Origin of the sequence: Rathayibacter sp. VKM Ac-2804, from assembly GCF_009866655.1 — a bacterium.
Taxonomy (GTDB): domain Bacteria; phylum Actinomycetota; class Actinomycetes; order Actinomycetales; family Microbacteriaceae; genus Rathayibacter.
Genome location: NZ_CP047420.1, coordinates 3,065,844 through 3,084,361 on the forward strand (window position 1 = coordinate 3,065,844; position 18,518 = coordinate 3,084,361).

Genomic DNA, 18,518 nt, shown 5'->3' on the forward strand with positions numbered 1-18,518 from the left:
CCACAGTCCCACGTCAGCAACGTGCTCCTCGTGATCCAGCGACCGGCGGAGTAGCGTCGCGCGCAGGCGCGGCGACGGCGCCGCGCGGACGGGAGCTGGTCATGATCCGGAGCGAGCGGGCCTTCAGCGGGTTCAGCGTGCAGGACGTCGAAGCGGCGAGGGCGTTCTACGGCGACGTCCTCGGGCTCGAGGTGTCGGTGAACGCGATGGGGATCCTCGACATCGCCCTGCCCGGCGGCGGGAGCGCCATCGCCTACCCGAAGCCGAACCACGTGCCGGCCGAGTTCACGATCCTGAACTTCGCCGTCGAGGACGTCGATGCGGCGGTCGCGGCCCTCAACGACTCCGGCGTCGTCACGAAGATCTACTCGGACGGCGAGATGCCGACCGACGAGAACGGCGTCATGCGCGGGCGGGGGCCGACGATCGCCTGGTTCCGCGACCCGTCCGGCAACGTCCTGAGCGTCATCGACGCGGTTTCATAGCGCCGTCGGAGACCGCGGTTGACGACGGAAGCCCGTTAACGACGAAAGCCGGCCGCTTTCGCGACCGGCTTCCGTCTTCTTGTTGCGGGGGCAGGATTTGAACCTACGACCTCTGGGTTATGAGCCCAGCGAGCTACCGAACTGCTCCACCCCGCGGCACAAGAAGAGACATTACACGGGGATCAGAGCCGATGCAAATCGCGGACGAGGGCGGGGCGGGTGGTGCTCCGCGCGGGACGACCGTGGACGCTCAGTCCGGCTTCGTCGCGGTCCACGCGACACCCTCGAGGGCGCCCGCGGCCGCGTCGAGACCGGTCCCGCGGAGGGCCGCGGCGACCGCGTCCGCCGAGCGCTCCCAGGTGTGCACCGCCGGGTCGACGACGCGCGGGCGCGCCTGCACGCCGACGACCGCCGTGCCGCCGGGAACGAGGAACCACTCGACGATCCGCGCCCACTCCTCGAGATCGGGGAGCCACGCGATGGCGTCCAGGGTCGTCACGACGGCGTCGAACCCGTCGGGCTCGGGCAGCATGTGCCGCAGCTCGTAGAGGTTGGTGCAGACGAAGCGGGTGCGCTCCGCGAGACCGCGCTCGCTCGCCGCCTGCCGCGCCAGGCGGACGGCCGGCATCGAGAAGTCGACGCCGATGACGTCCTGCCCGCGCTCGGCCAGCAGGAGCGCGTCCGCGCCGGCCCCGCACTGCAGGCGCAGGACCCGCGCGCCGGCCGGCACCGCCGCCGTGAACGCCCGGAGGGGCGCGCCGTCGCCGGCACGCCCCTCCCAGTACTCCCGGTTCGGATCGAGCCACTCCCCTGCACGCAGGTGCTCGCCACGATCGACCTGGACCATCGGCCTACTGCTGCCCCTCGGCCGCCAGCGCCCGCTGGAGCGCCTCCGTGAGCTGCTCGTCGGCCGCCGCGAACGCGGTCAGGTCGCCCGCGCGGAGGGCCGTCTCGCGGGCGGCGAGAGCGGTGCTCGCGTCGCTCAGCGCCGCCTGGAGCTCGGTCTGGTCACCGGTCGGGGTGCCGCCGGTCTCCGTGCCCGCGTCGCCCGTCCCGGTGTCACCGGTCCCCGGGTCCGCCGTGTCGGTCGGCGTCGGGGTCGGCGTGACGACCGTCCCGGTGTCGCCCGCGTCCGCTCCCGAGTCGCCGCCGAAGAGGCTGTCGAGCGCGGCGTCGAGGGTGTCCTCGAAGGCGATGTCGTCGCCGAACGCGACGAGCACCTTCTGCAGGAGCGGGAAGCTCGTGTCGCCGTTCGAGCTGACGTAGATCGGCTGGACGTAGAGCAGACCGCCGCCGACCGGCAGGGTGAGCAGGTTGCCGCGGGTCACGGTGGTGTCACCGCGCTGCAGCAGCGCGAGCTGGTTCGCGACCGTCGGATCGGTGTTGAACGCGTTCTGCACCTGACCCGGGCCGGGCACCGTGTCGTCGCTCGGCAGCTCGAGCAGGCGGAGCGTGCCGTAGCCGTCGGCCACCGCGCCCTCCGTCGAGCCCGCGTCCGAGTCGGCGACGAGATACCCGGTGAGCACGTTGCGGCTCGCCGCGCTGCCGGGTGTGCTCGCGGGGATGTACGTGGAGTACAGCGAGTACGACGGCGTCTCGACGTCGGGCGTCTGCAGCGTCAGGTAGTACGGCGGCTGCAGGGTGTCCCCGCCGCCGACCGCCGCGGCGCTCGCCCCGCCCGAAGTCGGGTCGTTCGGCGTGGACCACGCGGCCTCGCGGGAGTAGAAGGATCCCGCGTCGGTGACGTGGTAGGTGCCGAGCACGGCGCGCTGCACCTTGAAGAGGTCCTCCGGGTAGCGGACGTGGCTCAGCAGGTCGGCCGACATCTCGCTGATCGGCTCGACGGTGCTCGGGAAGATCTTCTGCCAGGTCTGCAGGATCGGGTCCTCGGTGTCCCAGGCGTACAGCGTGACGCTGCCGTCGTAGGCGTCGACCGTGGCCTTGACCGAGTTGCGGATGTAGTTGACGTCGTCGGTCGGGAACTGCTGCTGCGTGTTCGTGTCGGCGATCGCCTGCGAGAGGCTCTGCACCTCCGAGTACGGGTAGTCCGCGGACGTGGTGTAGCCGTCGACCACCCAGACCACGCGGCCGTCGACGACGGTCGGGTAGGCGTCCGAGTCGAGCGTCAGGTAGGGAGCGACCTTCTGGACGCGCTGCACCGGGTCTCGGTCGTAGAGGATCTGCGACTGGTCGTTGACGCCGTCCGAGAGGAAGATCTGCTCGGACTGGAACTTGATCGCGTAGACCAGCTTCTTGAAGACGTTGTCGAGCGACGGTCCGCCCTCGCCGTCGAACGTCGTGTAGGTCTGCTGCTCGCCCTCGGTGCCCGACGGGTAGTCGAGCTCGATGTTGCGGTCGCCGGTGCCGCCGACGATCGAGTAGCCGGGCGAGTTCTCGCCGAAGTAGATCCGGGGCTCGTAGTCGCCGAGGTCGCCGGTCGTCGGGACGCCGGACTCGATGAAGACGGGCTCGCCGTCGGCGGAGCGCTGGTTGCCGTAGGCGGCGACCAGGCCGTAGCCGTGGGTGTAGACGAGGGTCTGGTTGTACCAGGTCTGGTTGGTGCCGAGGCCGTTGAGGTTCAGCTCGCGGACGCCGACCACGGCGTCCTGCGTCGAGCCGTCGATCGAGTAGCGGTCGACGTCGAGCGCGTTCTGCTGGTCGCCGAAGGAGTAGTACTGACGGAACTGCTGCAGCTGCGAGAAGGCGTCGGTCACGACGGCCGGGTCGAGGATGCGGATGTTCGCCGTGGTCTCCGCGTCGGAGCGCAGCGCGCCCGGCTCGGCGTCGGTGGTCGCGTCGTACGGGATGACCTGGACGTCCGAGACGCCGTAGGCCTGCCGCGTCATGTCGATGTTGTCCTGGATGTACGGCTGCTCGAGCGTGCGCTCGTTCGGCTCGACCTGGAACTTCTGCACGACCCAGGGGTAGAGCGAGCCGACGAGCAGGCTCGCGACGATGAGGAGCGCGGTGCCGATGACGGGCAGACGCCAGCGGCCGATGAAAGCCGTGATGATGAAGAGCACGGCGATCAGCGCGGAGATGGCGGCGAGGATCTGCAGGCCCGGGATCGTCGCGTTGACGGAGGCGTAGGTCGCGCCGGTGATGCGGGCGCCCTGACGGCTGAGGGTCGCGTACTGGTCGAGCCAGAGGCTGACCGCCTGCACCAGCAGGTAGAGCGCGGCGATGATCGCGAGCTGGATGCGCGACGACTTCGAGATCCGCACCTCGCGGCCGTTGATCCGGATCGCACCGTAGAGGTAGCCGGTGGCCAGGGTGGCGAGCGCCGAGATGATGAGGACGGCCGAGGCGAAGCCGACGATGCTCTGGTAGAAGGGCAGCTCGAAGAGGTAGAAGGACGTGTCCAGGCCGAACAGCGGATCGACGTCGCCCGAGGGCGTGCGGTTCCAGAAGGTCAGGCTCGTCTGCCAGCGGGTGGACGAGGAGACGCCGGCGAAGAGGCCGAGCACGGCCGGGATGCCGAAGGTTGCCAGGCGCCGCAGCGGCTCGACGACCTGCTGGTAGCGGTCGATCTGCGAGTTGAGCTTCGCGTAGACCGGGCGCAGCCGGTAGGCGAGCGTCAGGCTCACGAAGACGGGGACGGCCATCGCGACGAAGCCGATGACGAAGAGCCCGCCCGCGGCGAACCACTGCGTCGTGAGCACCGAGAGGAACCCGAGCTGGTCGTACCAGAGGATGTCGGTGTAGAGACCGGCGAAGACGAAGAACGCCACCACCAGCACGGCGACCACCACGACCGTGACGGCGAGAACGCTCCGTCTCTTGCGCGGGGGGGCTTCGGTTGCTGCAGAACTCACGGATAAGCCTCTTGCTGTAGAGATGTGACGGGAGGCTCCCCATGGTAGGCGACGACCGCCGGGGGGACCTGAGCGTCGCCCTCAGGGAGCGGGCCCGCGCTCCGCCCTGAGCGGACAGGGCGGCTCGGGCGGGCGGTGGATCTCGATACGCCCGCTCCGCGCGCTACTCGATCAGCATGAAGGGAGCGCGTCGCGACTCGATGCGACTCGGAGACGCCGGCACCACCGCATGCTGGTCGAGTAGCCCGCAGGGGCGTATCGAGACCCGCCGTCGCCGGCCGGAAGACCGCCGTCGTCAGTTGATCGGGGTAGCGCCGTCGCAGGTCGGCAGGGCGTCCGTGTCGCCCGCGGCGACGCCCTCCAGCGCGGCGAGGGAGTCGTCGAGGGTGGCGACGCTGAAGACCTCGAGGCCGTCGGGGACGTGTCCGACGACCTCGTTGCAGTTGTCGGCGGGCGCGAGGAAGTACTGCGCCCCCGCGTCGACCGCTCCGAACATCTTCTGCCGGATGCCGCCGATGGCGCCGACCTCGCCCGCGGCGTCGATGGTGCCGGTGCCGGCGACGGAGGCGCCGCCGTTGAGCGCGCCCTCGGTGAGCTTGTCGATGATCCCGAGAGCGAACATCATCCCGGCGCTGGGCCCGCCGACGTCGTCGAGCCGGATGTCGACCTCGAAGGGGAAGTCGAAGGCCGCTCCGGCGACGATGCCGATCACGGCCGCTCCGTCGTTGTCGACCGGGGTGACCTGCACGTCCTGCTCGGCGCCGCCGCGCTCGACGGTGAGGGTGACCGGCTGCTGCGTGCCCGAGGCCTGCACGGCGGCGCGGAGGGCGGCGACGTCGGCGACCGGCTCCCCCGCGACGGCGACGATCTCGTCTCCGGTCTCGAGCGCTCCGGCGGCGGGCGAGTCCTCCGGGACCTGCACGACCGAGACGCGCTGGCCGATCGGGTAGCCGAGCTCCGTCAGCGCCGCGGCGATCGCCTCCTGCTGCGAGTCGGTCATCTCGGCCTGGTTCACCTGGTCCCGCTCCTCGACCGTCGAGGACGGCGGGAAGATCTGCGCCACCGGGACGACCGCCTTGGTGCGGTCGAACCAGGCGCCGGCGACCTCGATCCAGGTCGGCAGGCTCTGCGGGTTGCCGACCACCGAGACGGTCAGCATGTCGAGCGTGCCCTCCGTGGGGTAGGTCGTCTCGTCGGGGATGGAGATCAGCGGCACGTCCTCGCCGCTCGTGCCGAGGGTGTCGAAGACGGGACCCGGCTGCTCGATGACGTAGGGGGCGGGGGTGACGCCGAGACCGACGACCAGCGCGACGCCGGAGAAGAGGACCGCGGGGCCGACCCAGGCGCGCCGGCCGCGCGGAGAGGACGGGCGCGGGTCGACGGAGAACAGCAAACGGGGGCCTCTCTGGGGACGTGCGGGGCGGCGGCGCCGGCGTGTTCGCGGCGGGCGGAAGCGGGTCGGGGCCGGGCGGTCGACTTCACGTCGTGGCTCCGGACGCTCGGGCTAACGTAGCTTGCACGACTGGGAGTCGAGTCACGATCCGTCGCCCGAACCGGGTGGGCGGAGTCCGGCTCCGTGCGACGAGAGAGGGCTCCCCGAATGGCCGAAGGCGACAACGCGGACCGACCGGGCGGCGGCTCGGAGGACGAGTTCCGCGACATGCTGCGGCAGTTCCTCTCGGGGAACGGCCCGATCGACCCGAGCCAGCTCGCGGGCGCCGCCGGGCTGCCCAACGACCCGGTCGCGCTGCAGAACCTGCTCTCCCAGCTGCAGAGCGCGATGCAGCAGTCGGGCGGCGGCATCAACTGGTCGCTCGCGCTCGAGCAGGCGAAGCAGCTGGCCCGCGCCGACTCCGCGCCGGTGACCGACGCCGTCCGCGCACCGCTCGACGGCGCCTTCGGCGTCGCGGCGCTCTGGCTCGACGAGGTCGCCTACGTCTCCGAGCTGAGCCGTCCGCCGCGCACCATCAGCCGGCTCGAGTGGATCTCGCTCACCATGCCGGTCTGGACGCAGCTCGCGGAGCCGGTCGCGCTCAGCATCTCCGACGCGCTCACCGGCGTGATGCGCGATCAGGCCCCGGAGGAGATGAAGGCGATGATCGCCGGCGCCGAGGACATGATGCGCGGCATCGGCGGCACCCTCTTCGCGCTGCAGCTCGGCCAGGTGGTCGGCCAGCTCGCCGCCGAGGTCGTCTCGGGCGGCGACATCGGCATCCCGCTGCTGGAGGAGAACGATGCGGCGATCCTGCCGCAGAACGTCGCGGCCTTCGGCGAGGGCCTCGACATCCCCGTCGACCAGGTGCAGATCTACCTCGCGGTGCGCGAGCTCGCCCACGCGCGGCTCTTCCGGCACGGCAAGTGGCTGCGGCTCGCCCTGATCTCGCAGATCACCGACTTCGCCCGGGGCATCACGATCGACACCAGCCGTCTCGAGGAGCTGGCCGAGAACTTCGACCCCTCGAACCCCGAAGAGCTGCGGGACGCGATGACGTCCGGCGCGCTGATCCCGCCGAAGACCGAGGAGCAGCTCGCCGCGCACGGCCGCCTCGAGACGATGCTCGCGCTGATCGAGGGCTGGGTCGACGTGGTCACCGCGGCGGCGACCACCCGCCTGCCCAGTGCCGGCGCCATCGCCGAGACCGTCCGCCGCCGGCGCGCGTCCGGCGGGCCCGCGGAGTCGGCCTTCGCGACGCTCGTCGGCCTCGAGCTGCGGCCGCGCCGCCTCCGCGAGGCCGCCGCGATGTGGCAGGCCGTCACCGACGCGGTCGGCCCCGAGGCGCGCGACGCGCTCTGGTCGCACCCCGACGTCCTCCCCGGCTCGGCGGATCTGGACGACCCGTCGGCCCTCGTCGCGCGTCTGGGCGCGGAAGCCCGCGGCGAGACACCGGAGCCCGACGAGATGGACCTCGCGCTCGAGGAGCTGCTGAACGGCACGACCCCCGCGGCGCCGGAGGGCGACGGGACCGACGGAGGCGCGGACGGCCGCCGCTCCGACGACGAGGGCACCCCGCCCACCGGCGACCGGCCGGTCTGATCCGGTCGCGGGAGGCGTCCACGACCTGTGGACAACTCCCGCGCCGCGGGGCCGCTCTCGGCCATGATCGCCCGATGGTCCTCCGGCTCGATCCCCGCTTCCCCCTCCTCTGGCGCTCCGCGACCGCGATGCAGATCGGTCTCGACCACCCGCAGGTCGTGCTCGAGGGCGTCGGCTACGCCGAGGAGCTGCTGCTGCACGCCCTGCGGATCGGCACGAGCGCGGGCACGGCTCGGCTGATCGCGACGCGGGCCGGCGCCGCGGACGCGCGCGTCGACGAGCTGCTCGCCGCGCTGCGACCCGTGCTCGTGCGGAGCATCGACCCCGATCCGCCCGCGTCGCCGCGGGTCGTGGTCGAGGGGGTCGGCTCCGCCGCGGACGCTCTGCGCAGCCTGCTCCGCGGCGAGGGCTGCGAGCTCGTCGGCGACGACGCGCTGCCGGAGCTCGCGGTGCTCGTCGCGGACTACGCCGTCGCTCCCGCCCGCGCCGCGCACTGGCTCTCGAGCGACGTGCCGCACCTGGCCGTGGTCTTCGGAGACGAGGCGGTCCGCATCGGCCCCCTCGTCGAGCCGGGCGGCGGGCCCTGCCTGCACTGCGCCTACCGCGACCGGATCGACCTCGATCCGGAGTGGCCGCGGCTGGTGATCCAGGTCCTCGGCACGACCGCATCGACCCGCACCGCCCTCTCCAGTGCCACGATCGCGGTCGCGGCCGCCGACGCGGCGCTCCGGCGGCTGCACGCCGGCTGGACCGGGCTGCGCGGCACCGAGCGGACCTACTCCGATGCCTCCGGCGCGTTCAGCGAGCGCCGGCTGGAGCCGCACCGCGAGTGCGCGTGCCGATCTCTGCGAGGAAGCGCGACGGCTCCCGCCGCGTGACCCGGCCGACGGTCGACTGCGACCAGGACAGCCGCAGGCGCTGCCGGGCGCGGGTGATGCCGACGTAGAGCAGCCGGCGCTCCTCGTCGATCGCCTCGAGGCCGTTCGCGTAGGAGATCGGCAGCAGGCCCTCGGTCAGCCCCATCAGGTGCACAGACTCCCATTCCAGGCCCTTCGCCGAGTGGAAGGTGGCGAGGGTGACGGCCGCGCGGTCCGGCTCGTGGTGCACCTGCTGGCGCGCGAGGAGGTCGTCGGTGAACTGCTTGAAGCTCCAGCCGGCGGGCGCCTCGTCGACGAGGCGGGCGAGCGTGTCCAGCGACTCCCAGCGCTCGCGCACCGCGCCGGGCGCGGACGGCGGCTCGGCGCTCCAGCCCAGCGAGCGCAGGACGTCGCTGACCGACTTGAACAGGGGCTCGCCCGAGATGGAGACGGAGGCCGCGCGCAGCTGCATCACGGCCTGCTTCACCTCGGGCAGGTCGAAGAAGCGCTTGCCGCCTCGCAGGTGCGCCGCGACGCCGCGCTCGTGCAGCGCGCGCTCGAGGATCGCCGACTGCGAATTGGTGCGGAAGAGGATCGCGATGGCGGAGGGGCGCACCCCCGCCTCGATGTCGGCGGCGACGCGGGCCGCCACTCCCCTGGCCTCCGCGACGTCGTCGGGGTAGGCGTCGATCGCCGGCTCCAGGCTCTCGGCGGCGGCGGAGGCGCCGGCGACGGGCTTCTCGACGACGGAGTGCAGCACGAGCGCGCCGGGCCGGCCGCGCATCAGGCGGTTCGCGGTCTGCACGATCGGCGGCGCCGAGCGGTAGTTCTCCTCGAGGCGGACGACCGTCGCGGCCGGCCAGCGCGAGCCGAAGTCGAGCAGGTAGTCGGCGCGGGCGCCGGCGAAGGAGTAGATGGTCTGGCTCGCGTCGCCGACCACGCAGAGGTCGCTGCGGTCGCCCAGCCAGAGCTCGAGCAGCCGCTGCTGGAGCGGGTTGACGTCCTGGTACTCGTCGACGACGAAGAAGCGGTACTGCTCGCGGACCTGCATCGCCATCGCCGGCTCGGACTCGAGCATGCCCGCAGTGACCAGGAGGACGTCCTCGAAGTCGATCTGCCGGCGCTGGTCCTTCAGGCCCTCGTACTCGTCCACCATCGCGACGGTCTGCTCGAGGGTCAGCCGGCCGGGCAGCGCCCGGGTCCGCGCGGCGACGGCGTACTGCTCGAGCGAGAGGGCGGAGACCTTCCGCCACTCGATCTCGGCGGAGAGGTCGCGCAGGGTCGCGGTGTCCAGCTTCAGCCGCAGGCGCTCGGCCGCGTGGCCCAGCAGCCGGGCCTTGCCGTCCAGCAGCTGCGGCATCGTGCCGCCGACCAGCTGCGGCCAGAAGAAGCCGAGCTGCGAGAGCGCGGCGGCGTGGAACGTCCGGGCCACGACGCCGCCCGCGCCGAGCACGCGCAGCCGGGAGCGCAGCTCGGCGGCCGAGCGGCTCGTGAAGGTGAGCGCCATCACGCGGGCCGGCGTGTAGACGCCGGTCGCGACGCCGTGCGCGATCCGGTGGGTGATGGTCCGCGTCTTGCCGGTGCCCGCGCCCGCCAGGACGCAGACCGGGCCGAGCAGCGCCTCCGCGGCCTCGCGCTGCCCCTCGTCGAGTCCGTCGAGCAGGGTCACGCGACGATGGGGCCGTTCTCGAGCGCTCCCCCGTACCAGTCCTCGATCATCGCGCGGGCGATCGACGAGCGGCCGGGCAGCAGCACCGACTCGAGCGAGTCGTGCAGCTGCTGGCGGGTGAACCAGCGCAGGGCGACGATCTCCTCGCCGTCCGGGAGCAGGTCGGCGGGGGCCTGGTCCTCGGCGAGGCGCGCGGTGAAGCCGATCATCAGCGAGGCGGGGAACGGCCAGGGCTGCGAGCCGAGGTACTGCGGGTCGACGACGCGCATCCCGGACTCCTCGAAGATCTCGCGGACGACGGCCGCCTCGAGCGACTCCCCCGGCTCGACGAAGCCGGCCAGCAGCGAGAAGCGGCCGGTGCCCCACATCGCGTTCGAGCCGAGCAGCAGGCGGTCGTCGGCGTCGAGGACGCAGACGATGATCGCCGGGTCGGTGCGCGGGAACACCTGGCTGCCGTCGGCCGGCGAGCGGCGGACCCAGCCGCCCTGCTCGATCACGGTCGCCTCGCCGTTGCGCGGCGAGAAGCCGTGCGAGGCGTGCCAGTTGACCATCGCGAGCGCCTCGGTGAAGAGGCCGGCGTCGCGGTCGCTGAGGTGCTCGGCGAGGGTGCGCAGGGCGCCCCAGGCGGCGTCGTCGGGCTCGAGGGCGCCCGCCTGCTCGTCCGTGAGCACGGCCGCGACGACGGGGGTGCCCGCGGGCTCGCCCTCGGCGTCGACGGTGGTGCGGCCGAGGTAGAGGCGGAGGGCGCCGGCGGGCACGTCGGTCGTGGGGCGCAGCGCGAGGCGCTCCCCGTCGACGAGGGCGCGGTCGCCGCGGAGCAGGAGGACCCGGGTGGCGGCGTCCGCGTCGAGCTCGTCGAAGAGATCGTCGCGCGCGCGGGCGAGGTAGTCCCGGTCGACCGCCTGACGGGCGAGCGGGAGGCGGTCGGAGAAGGACGGGATCATGCGGGCTCATTTCGAAGCGGTGCCGGGGGGACGGCCGGTGCGGGGCCGAGGAGATGGCGGGCCGGGCGGCGGCCGGGAGGAGCGCGACTCCTCGACGGCATCGGCTGGTCAGCGCGTGGCGACCGGCCGGTCGGGCGCCCGGCGACCTACCCTGGTGAGCATGGCCAGATCCCATCTCACTCTAGCCGCGCTGGCCACTTCGGCCGTCGAGGGCCTCGACGTCCGGACCGCGCGCGCCTTCACGCACTCGACGCACGGGGACTTCGACTCCGCTCTGCTGACCACGCGCGACGGCGCCCGCCTGGTGGTGCGCGTGCCGACCTCGCCGCTGGCCGAGCAGGAGCAGCTCGGCGACCTCGTCGCCCTGCGCGCGCTGACCGCCGGCATCCGCAGCCGGCTGCCGTTCGATCTGCAGGAGAGCATCGGGCAGACGCCGTTCGACGGCACCCGCGGCGTCGTCTACGAGTACCTCGAGGGCGACCGCGTGCTGATCGACGACGTCGCGGCCTCGAGCGGACTCGCCGACTCGGTCGGGCGTGCGATCGGGGCGATCCACTCGCTGCCCGCGTCGTTCGTCCAGGAGGCTGGGCTGCCCGTCGCCTCGGCCCGCGACAGCGTCAACGAGTCGGTCGCCGTGATCGAGCGCGCCGCCGACACCGGTCACGTGCCCGCCGCGCTCGTCGCGCGCTGGGAGTCGGCCTCCTCGGACGAGGCGCTCTGGCAGTTCGACCCGACGGTCGTGAACGGCTCGATGACCTCCGACTCCTTCCTCCGCTCCGGCGACTCCGTCAGCGCGGTGCTCGGCTGGGCGGCGCTGCGGGTCGGCGACCCGGCCCGCGATCTGCACTGGCTGCTCAGCGCACCGGGCGCCGGCACCGCCTTCGCGGCGTACTCCCGGATGCGCGCCGGTGCGGTCGACCGCACGATCCGCCAGCGCGCCCAGCTCTACGCCGAGCTCGAGCTCGCGCGCTGGCTGCTGCACGGCACCGAGACCGAGGACTCGGCGATCGTCGACGACGCGGTCGGGATGCTCGACCTCCTCGTCGACAGCGTCCTCGGCGACCTGTCCGCGCCGCTGTCGACCGACACCGGCCCGGTGCTCGAGGTCTCCGAGGTCGAGGAGCTGCTGAACCGCACCCCCGGCGCGCGGACCGGCTCCTCCGCTCACGGCCGCGGGCTCGCTCCCGTCGCCGAGGAGAGCGACTCCGAGAGCTCGCGCTCCGAGTAGAAGCGCTCGGGCCGCAGCACGAGGTCGTCGGCGACGAAGTAGAACACCGCGTCGACGCTCTCCAGCGGCACGCCCTTCCAGCGCGAGTAGGCGAGGCGGTACAGCGCGAGCTGGAACTGCTTGAGCTCGAGATCGGCCGCGTCCTTCGGGGCGCGGCCGGTCTTCCAGTCCACGATCTGGAAGCCGTCCTCCGTCCGGTACACTGCGTCGAGCTTGCAGACGACGACGTGCCCGGCGAGCTGCAGGTGGATCTCGATCTCGACCGCCTCCGGTCGGCGGTCGGCCCACTCCGAGCGCTCGAAGGTGTCGATCAGGCCGGCCAGCTGCTCGCCCTCGGCGCTCTCCGCGGTCGCCCCGCCGTCGTCGAGCTCGTCGGGGAAGGTGTCGACCGACTCGGACTCGCCCTGGATGCCGAAGCGGTTCTCGACCCAGGAGTGGAAGGTCGTGCCGAGCCGGGTCTGCCGGTACGGCCGCTCGGGCATCGGCCGCCGCAGCTGCGCCACGACCTCGGCCGGCGTGCTGACGATGTCCTTGAACCGCGACGCCGGGATGCGGGTCGGCAGGCCGACGCGCTCGCCACCCGCGAGGCGCACGGCGCGCTCGGCGAGGAGCAGGCGGATGTCCGCGCCCCGGGCGCCCAGCAGCGCGGGCTCGGCGATGCGGACCCGCTCGGCCGCCGCGCGCACCCGGTCGCCGCGGGCGCCGAGCGGGTCGTGCGGCCAGTGGAAGGTGCGCGGGGCCTGCTCGAGCGGGTTCTCGAGGTTCGACGGTTCGACCGGCAGCTCCGGCAGAGTGCGGGCCTCCGCGAGGTCGCGCAGGAAGACGCCCGGCCCGCGCGGCTTCGCCTGCCCGGCCCACCAGGAGCCGCTGAGCAGCAGGTGGTGGCGGGCCCGGGTGACCGCCACGTAGGCGAGCCGGCGCTCCTCCGACTCGTTGCGCTCGCGCAGGGTGTCGCCGAAGTCGGCGATCGCGTCGACCACCTCCTTCTGCGTCGCGCAGCCGCGCCAGGCGAGGTCCGGCAGCTCGGCGGCGTCGCCGCGGAAGGCGTAGGGCATCGCGCCCAGGCGCACCCAGCCGCGGAAGCCCTCGACCGGCGTGCCGGGCAGCTCGCCGTCGACCATCCGCGGCACGGCGACGAGGTCCCACTCCAGGCCCTTCGAGCCGTGGATCGTGAGCAGCTGGACGGTGCCGGGCTCCGGGTCCTCGGGCCGCGGCGCGAGGCCGTCGCGCTTGTCCGCGAGCACCAGCCAGCGGAGGAAGCCGCGCAGCGACGAGCCGGTCCCGGCGCCGCGGTCGTCGGTCTGCAGGTAGCCGGACACCGCCTCGCGGAACGCCTCGAGGTTGGCGCGGCCGTCGCTGCGCGACTCGTTGGCCTCCACCTCGATGTCGAGGCCGAGCTCCTGCTCCACCAGCGTGACGAAGTCGAGCAGGTCCAGGCCCGCCCGGGCGCGCAGCCGGGCGAAGAGCGTGCCGGCGTCGTGCAGGCGGCGCAGCCCCTCGTCGCTGAACGAGGACAACGCGGAGTGATCGATCCGGCCGTCCTCGCCGGGCCGCCGCGAGGCGATGAAGTCGAGGGCCTCGATGATCGAGCCGCCCTCGCCCTCGGTGACCGAGGCGCGCATCCGCTCGCGCACCTCCTCGGGCAGCAGCCGGTGGGCGTGGTCGCGCGAGGCGAGCCAGGAGGCGAGGTCGCGCAGCGCGCGCAGGTCGCGGACGCCCAGGCGCCAGCGCGCGCCGGCCAGCAGCCGGACCAGCTCGCTGCCCGCCGCCGGGTCCTCCACCACGGTGAGCGCGGCGACGAGGTCGGCGATCTCGGGCTGGCGGAGCAGGCCGCCGATGCCGAGGATGTGGTACCGCACGCCGTGCCGAGCCAGGGCGGCGGCGAAGCGGTCCATGTGCGCACGGACGCGGAAGAGCGCGGCGGCCGACGGCGGCGCCTCCCCGCGCTCGGCGCTCGCGGCGAGGCGGCCGGCGAACCAGCGCGCGACGTCGTCGGCCTCGTCCTCGATCGTCTCGGGGAAGGTGAGCTCGACGGCGTGGTCGGAGGCGCCCGGACCGGCCGCGAGGCGGTCGACCGGCACGGCGCTGCCCGCGGTGAGCGGCGCGACGACGGCGTTGGCCGCGGCCAGGACTCCGTGGCCGTTCCGCCAGCTGGTCGACAGCGAGAAGCGGGCCGCGGAGCCGAAGTCGAGCGCGAAGCGGCCGAGGCCCTCCGCGCTCGCCCCGCGCCAGCCGTAGATCGACTGGTGCGGGTCGCCGACGGCCATGACGCCCTGCTCGGCGAAGAGCCGGGCCAGCAGGCGGGTCTGCAGCACCGAGGTGTCCTGGTACTCGTCGAGCAGCACGACCCGGTAGCGTGCGCGGTGCTCGTCGACGACGCGGGGCACCCGCTCGATGATCCGCAGCGCCAGCGCCACCTGGTCCGAGAACTCGACGAAGCCGCGCTCGGCCTTCGCCTCCTGGAACCGCTCGGCGAGCGCCGTCAGCACCGGCAGCGCGCCGACGGCCTGCAGCGCCTTCTCGAGCTCGCGGTAGAGACCGGAGCCGCTGGACCCGCGGGGCAGCTCGCCGAGGCGGAGGAAGTCCTCCGCGAAGCCGGCCACCTCGGCCGGGTCGGCGAGGTTGTCGGCGAGGTCGTGCGCGAGCGCGACGGTGAGGTCGGTCAGGCGGTCGATGCTCGCCTCGACCTCGAGGATGCGCGGGTCGGCGGTGTCGGCGACGACCCCGCGCGCCAGGTGCCAGGCGGAGGCCTCCGAGAGCACGGTCGCGTCGCCCTCGCGCCCGATCAGGGCGGCGTTGTCGCGGAAGATCGTGTTGGCGAAGGCGTTGTAGGTCGAGACGGTCGCGGCCTCGAACGGGTCGGGCTCGGTCTGCCCCTCCCGCAGCGGCAGCAGTCCCGCGGCACCGAGCTGGTCGATGCGCCGGCCGATCCGCTCGCCGAGCTCGGCGGCGGCCTTGCGGGTGAAGGTGAGGCCGAGGACCTCCGACGGCGCGGCGAGGCCGTTGGCGAGCAGCCAGAGCACGCGGTTGGCCATCGTCTCGGTCTTCCCGCTGCCGGCGCCCGCGACGACGAGGGCCGGTTCGAGCGGCGCCTCGATGACGGCGCGCTGCTCGACGGTGGGCGGGCGGAGGTCGAGGGCCTCCGCGATGGTCAGGGCGTCGATCACGGGCGGTGTCCCTCCTCGGGGCTCGCAGCAGGGTCGGGAGCGGGGTCGGCGGCGGGATCGGGGTCGGCGGCGTCGAGGGAGGAGCCCTCGGGAGCGGCGGTCTCCTCCTCGTCCGTCTCGACCTCGTCGAGGGCCAGCAGCCCGTCGCCCGACACCTCCGGCACCGCGTGGATCCGGTAGCGCAGAGCGTCACCCGGCGAGAAGGGGACCGCATCGAGCAGCCCCGAGAACCCCGACGACGCCATCCCCCGCGCGGCGGCGCGGACCCGCGCGCGCAGCGCCTCGAGCTCCTCCTCGCCGAAGCGGGGCTGGACGACCTCGCGGTAGAGCGAGCCGCGCACTCCCTTCGCGACGAAGAGCAGCTTCGCGCCGCCGCCCTCGTCCGCGCCGGCCGCCTCGATCGCGCCGCTGGCGACCGCGAGCTGGTAGCTGCCGAGCTGCGCGTGCTCGGCGATGTCGGCCTGGCGGGGCGTGCTCCGTCCGGTCTTGAGGTCGACGATGACGACGGAGCCGTCCGGTGCGCGCTCCACCCGGTCGATCGAGCCGCGGATCCGGGCGGGCGGCACGTCGATCTCGAACTGCTGCTCGCGCCCGAGCACCGCTCCGCCGCCGCGCTCGAAGTCGGCGAGGTAGGCGGCGAGCCCCTCGACCAGGCGCCGGGTCACCCGCAGCTGCCGCTCGCCGAGCCACGGCGACTCGAAGACGAGCTCGGGCCAGCGCGACTCGAGCTCGGCCCAGAGCGCCTCCGGCTCGGTGCTCGCCGCGTTCTCGAGCACCCAGTGCACGAGCGTGCCGACCCCCATCGCCGTGCTCGTCGTCGAGCCCGAGACGGCGTCGACGAACCAGTCGAGCGGCGAGCGCTCGAACGCCTCGAGGCGGCTGGGCGAGACCGAGACCGGCCGCGCCGGGTCGTCGAGATCGAAGAGCGGCTCGGTGGTGGAGGGCTCGAGGACGCCGTACCAGGAGGCCGGATCGGCGCCGGGCACCTCGGCCAGCGTGAGCGCGCGCAGCCCGCGGATCGCCGCCGGCGCCTCGGCCGAGTTCGGCGTCGTCGCCGTGCGGCGCAGGCCCGCGACCGCCCCGCGCAGGGTCAGCGGCACGGCCGACGCCGCGTCGAGCCTCGGGGCGTCGGGCGGCGTGAGCCGGAAGAAGAGGGACGGCGTCTCGTCCTCGCCCGCGACGGCGCTCAGCACGAGCTGCCGGCGGGCCCGCGAGGCGGCGAGCGCGAACATCCGCAGCTCGTCGTCGAGGGTGGCCTTCCGGCCGTCGAGCGGCAGGTCGCCCTCGCCGCGCGCGCGCCGGATCAGCCCGTCCGGGTCGAGCAGCGAGCCGCGCTGGCGCAGGTTCGGCCAGACGCCGTCCTGGAGCCGCGCGACGACGACCACGTCGAACTCGAGACCGACGACGGAGGAGGGCGTGCCGATCAGCACCGCGTCCTCGACCGAGCGCGGCGCCAGCGTGTCCTCCGGCACCTCCGCCTCGAGGATCTCGGTGACGAAGCCGATGGCCGAGTGGCCGGGCGCCCGCTCCACGAAGCGCCGCGCCGCGCTGAAGAGCGCGACGACGCCGTCGAGGTTGCGGTTCGCCTCCGCCGCGGTGAGACCGGTGCCGAGCGCCAGCTCGCGCCAGGACGAGGCGACGCGGCTCGACTCCCAGGCCGACCAGAGGAGCTCCTCGATCGACCCCTGCTCGGCGTGCAGCCGGCGGACCCGGTCGATCGTGACGGCGAGGCGCTCGGCCTGGCGCGCCGGACCCGAGTCGATCGTGGCGAAGCGGCCCGGAGCCTCGAGCGCCTCGACGAGCAGCGGATCGCTCGCGCGGATCCCGCCGCCCGCGAGCTCCTCGGCGCGGAGGGCGAGCCGCAGCCGCCGGAGCCCGAGCCGGTCGACGCCGCCGAACGGGCCGAGCAGCAGCTCCGCCGCCAGCTCCGCATCGAGCGGCCGCTCGCCGACCGCGACGCCGACGAGGACGAGCAGCGCCCGGGCGGCGTGGTCGTCGCGGAGGGCACGGCCGGCCAGCACGGAGCGGGTGGGGACCTCGGCGACGGCGAGCGCCTTCAGCAGCGGCTGCACCGCCGCACCGGAGCGGACGACCACCGCCATCCGCCGCCACGGCACGTCGTCGCGCAGCCGCCGCTCGCGGAGCAGGCGCGCCACGGTGGCCGCCTCGCGCGCCGCCGTCGGCGCGTGCAGCACGAGCACGGGAGCGGGCGCCCCCTCCTCGTCGGCGCGAGCCTCGGCGGCGCGCTGCCGGCCGGCCGCGGCCGTGCCGATCCGCTGGGTCGCCGCGGAGACGAGCGAGCGCAGGGCGGCGCCGTGCCGGTGCACGCGGCCGAGCACCAGGGTCTCGGCGTCGCGCACGCCGATCGCTGGGCCGAAGCGGCCCAGGGTGTCGGAGGCGGCGCCGCGGTACGCGCTCGTCGCGACGTCCGGGTCGCCGAACGCGATCACGGTGACCCCGCGCGCGGCGAGGGCGCGCAGCAGCACGACGGTCGACTCGCTCGCCTCCTGCATGTCGTCGACGACGACGAGGCGCAGCTCCCGGATCCGCTCGCCGCCGCCGCCGTCGCGGATCGTCTCGGCGGCGAAGGCCGCGAACTCGGCCGCGTCGAGCCTGGTGCCGGCCTCGGGCGACATCCACTCGACGACCTCGCGGAACTCCTCGAGCACCGCCGCGGCGGCCGACCACTCGCCGCGGTCGGCGTCCACCGCGAGCCGGCGGATCGCGTCCGGGTCGAGACCGTGCTCGGTCGCCCGCATGCCGAACTCGCGCAGCTCGGTGCGGAAGGTGCGCAGCCGCAGCACCTCGGGGCTGAACTCGTCGGGCCAGCGCGGCCCGGTGCCCTCCTCGAGGTGCCCCTCGAGCAGCTCGGAGAGGATGACGTCCTGCTCCCCGCCGGTGAGGAGCGTCGGCCGGTCGATGCCGAGCTCCTTCGCCGCGGCGGTCACCGCCTCGAAGGCGAGCGACGTCGCGGTCCGCGCCAGCGGCCCCCGCGTGGGCACGCCCAGGCGCAGCGCGAGCACGTCGCGCAGCGCGGTCGCGGCGGTGCGGCTCGCGGCGAGCACGGCGATCGACTCCGGCTCGTAGCCGCGCTCGAGCACGCGCTCGGCGACGAGCTCGACGATCGTCCGGGTCTTGCCCGTGCCGGGGGCGCCGAGCACGGCGGCGCTGCGGCCGTCCGCCAGGGCGAGCACGGCGCGCTGCGACTCGTCGAGGGCGACCCCCTCGGCGGCGGGGTCGTCGCGGGCGGGAGCCTCGTCGGAGGCGGGTGCCGGGGTTCGAGGAGCGCTCACGCGACCACGCTAACGAAGACCGCCGA

The 18,518-nt window shown here is 73.9% G+C and carries 11 protein-coding genes and 1 tRNA gene; 4 read left to right on the forward strand and 8 right to left on the reverse strand.

The features are described from left to right. The first annotated feature begins 101 nt into the window (after window positions 1-101). The gene (locus GTU73_RS14405) at window positions 102-485 is read left to right on the forward strand and encodes a VOC family protein (protein WP_160090394.1); all 384 of its coding nucleotides are present in this window, start codon (window positions 102-104) and stop codon (window positions 483-485) included. Window positions 486-567: 82 nt separating this feature from the next. Here the strand turns inward: GTU73_RS14405 and GTU73_RS14410 are convergent. From GTU73_RS14410 to GTU73_RS14425, 4 genes are all read right to left on the reverse strand, one after another. Further along, a tRNA-Met gene (locus tag GTU73_RS14410) sits at window positions 568-641 on the reverse strand. A gap of 94 nt (window positions 642-735) precedes the next feature. Beyond that, entirely contained in the window at window positions 736-1,332 is a 597-nt protein-coding gene (locus tag GTU73_RS14415) for a class I SAM-dependent methyltransferase (protein ID WP_160090395.1), read from the reverse strand. A 4-nt stretch (window positions 1,333-1,336) separates the two neighbouring features. Further along, the gene (locus GTU73_RS14420) at window positions 1,337-4,300 is read right to left on the reverse strand and encodes a UPF0182 family protein (protein ID WP_244231647.1); all 2,964 of its coding nucleotides are present in this window, start codon (window positions 4,298-4,300) and stop codon (window positions 1,337-1,339) included. A 295-nt stretch (window positions 4,301-4,595) separates the two neighbouring features. Continuing rightward, a complete protein-coding gene (locus GTU73_RS14425; RefSeq protein ID WP_160090396.1) occupies window positions 4,596-5,693 on the reverse strand; it encodes a PDZ domain-containing protein in 1,098 nt (365 codons plus the stop codon). Between the two features lie 207 nt (window positions 5,694-5,900). Between GTU73_RS14425 and GTU73_RS14430 the strand changes: the two genes are divergently transcribed. Together GTU73_RS14430 and GTU73_RS14435 are read left to right on the forward strand one after the other, a co-directional pair. Further along, entirely contained in the window at window positions 5,901-7,334 is a 1,434-nt protein-coding gene (locus GTU73_RS14430; protein ID WP_160090397.1) for a zinc-dependent metalloprotease, read from the forward strand. A 74-nt stretch (window positions 7,335-7,408) separates the two neighbouring features. After that, on the forward strand, window positions 7,409-8,212 hold the full coding sequence (locus tag GTU73_RS14435) for a hypothetical protein (RefSeq protein WP_160090398.1): 804 nt from the start codon (window positions 7,409-7,411) through the stop codon (window positions 8,210-8,212). On the opposite strand, the gene GTU73_RS14440 is transcribed toward GTU73_RS14435, so the two are convergent. Both GTU73_RS14440 and nudC read right to left on the reverse strand, forming a co-directional pair. Further along, complete coding sequence (locus GTU73_RS14440) at window positions 8,133-9,860, reverse strand: ATP-dependent helicase (RefSeq protein ID WP_160090399.1); 1,728 nt, start codon at window positions 9,858-9,860, stop codon at window positions 8,133-8,135. The two genes, GTU73_RS14435 and GTU73_RS14440, sit on opposite strands and share 80 nt — an antisense overlap. After that, entirely contained in the window at window positions 9,857-10,804 is a 948-nt protein-coding gene (gene nudC, locus GTU73_RS14445; protein ID WP_160090400.1) for an NAD(+) diphosphatase, read from the reverse strand. Before nudC ends, GTU73_RS14440 begins: the two co-directional genes overlap by 4 nt. A gap of 160 nt (window positions 10,805-10,964) precedes the next feature. Here nudC and GTU73_RS14450 point away from each other — a divergent pair, with 160 nt between their 5' ends. Then, a complete protein-coding gene (locus GTU73_RS14450; RefSeq protein WP_160090401.1) occupies window positions 10,965-12,032 on the forward strand; it encodes a phosphotransferase in 1,068 nt (355 codons plus the stop codon). On the opposite strand, the gene GTU73_RS14455 is transcribed toward GTU73_RS14450, so the two are convergent. Both GTU73_RS14455 and GTU73_RS14460 read right to left on the reverse strand, forming a co-directional pair. Beyond that, a complete protein-coding gene (locus GTU73_RS14455) occupies window positions 11,969-15,199 on the reverse strand; it encodes an ATP-dependent DNA helicase (RefSeq protein WP_160090402.1) in 3,231 nt (1,076 codons plus the stop codon). The genes GTU73_RS14450 and GTU73_RS14455 overlap by 64 nt on opposite strands. Next, window positions 15,196-18,492, reverse strand: coding sequence for an ATP-dependent DNA helicase (locus GTU73_RS14460; protein ID WP_160090403.1), 3,297 nt, complete (start codon window positions 18,490-18,492; stop codon window positions 15,196-15,198). Before GTU73_RS14460 ends, GTU73_RS14455 begins: the two co-directional genes overlap by 4 nt. Window positions 18,493-18,518: the final 26 nt, after the last annotated feature.

Coding starts and splice junctions, on each gene's coding strand:
- GTU73_RS14430 (WP_160090397.1), top strand. CDS start 5,901: ATGGCCGAAGGCGACAACGCGGACCGACCGGGCGGCGGCTCGGAGGAC.
- GTU73_RS14405 (WP_160090394.1), top strand. CDS start 102: ATGATCCGGAGCGAGCGGGCCTTCAGCGGGTTCAGCGTGCAGGACGTC.
- nudC (WP_160090400.1), bottom strand. CDS start 10,804: ATGATCCCGTCCTTCTCCGACCGCCTCCCGCTCGCCCGTCAGGCGGTC.
- GTU73_RS14415 (WP_160090395.1), bottom strand. CDS start 1,332: ATGGTCCAGGTCGATCGTGGCGAGCACCTGCGTGCAGGGGAGTGGCTC.
- GTU73_RS14435 (WP_160090398.1), top strand. CDS start 7,409: ATGGTCCTCCGGCTCGATCCCCGCTTCCCCCTCCTCTGGCGCTCCGCG.
- GTU73_RS14450 (WP_160090401.1), top strand. CDS start 10,965: ATGGCCAGATCCCATCTCACTCTAGCCGCGCTGGCCACTTCGGCCGTC.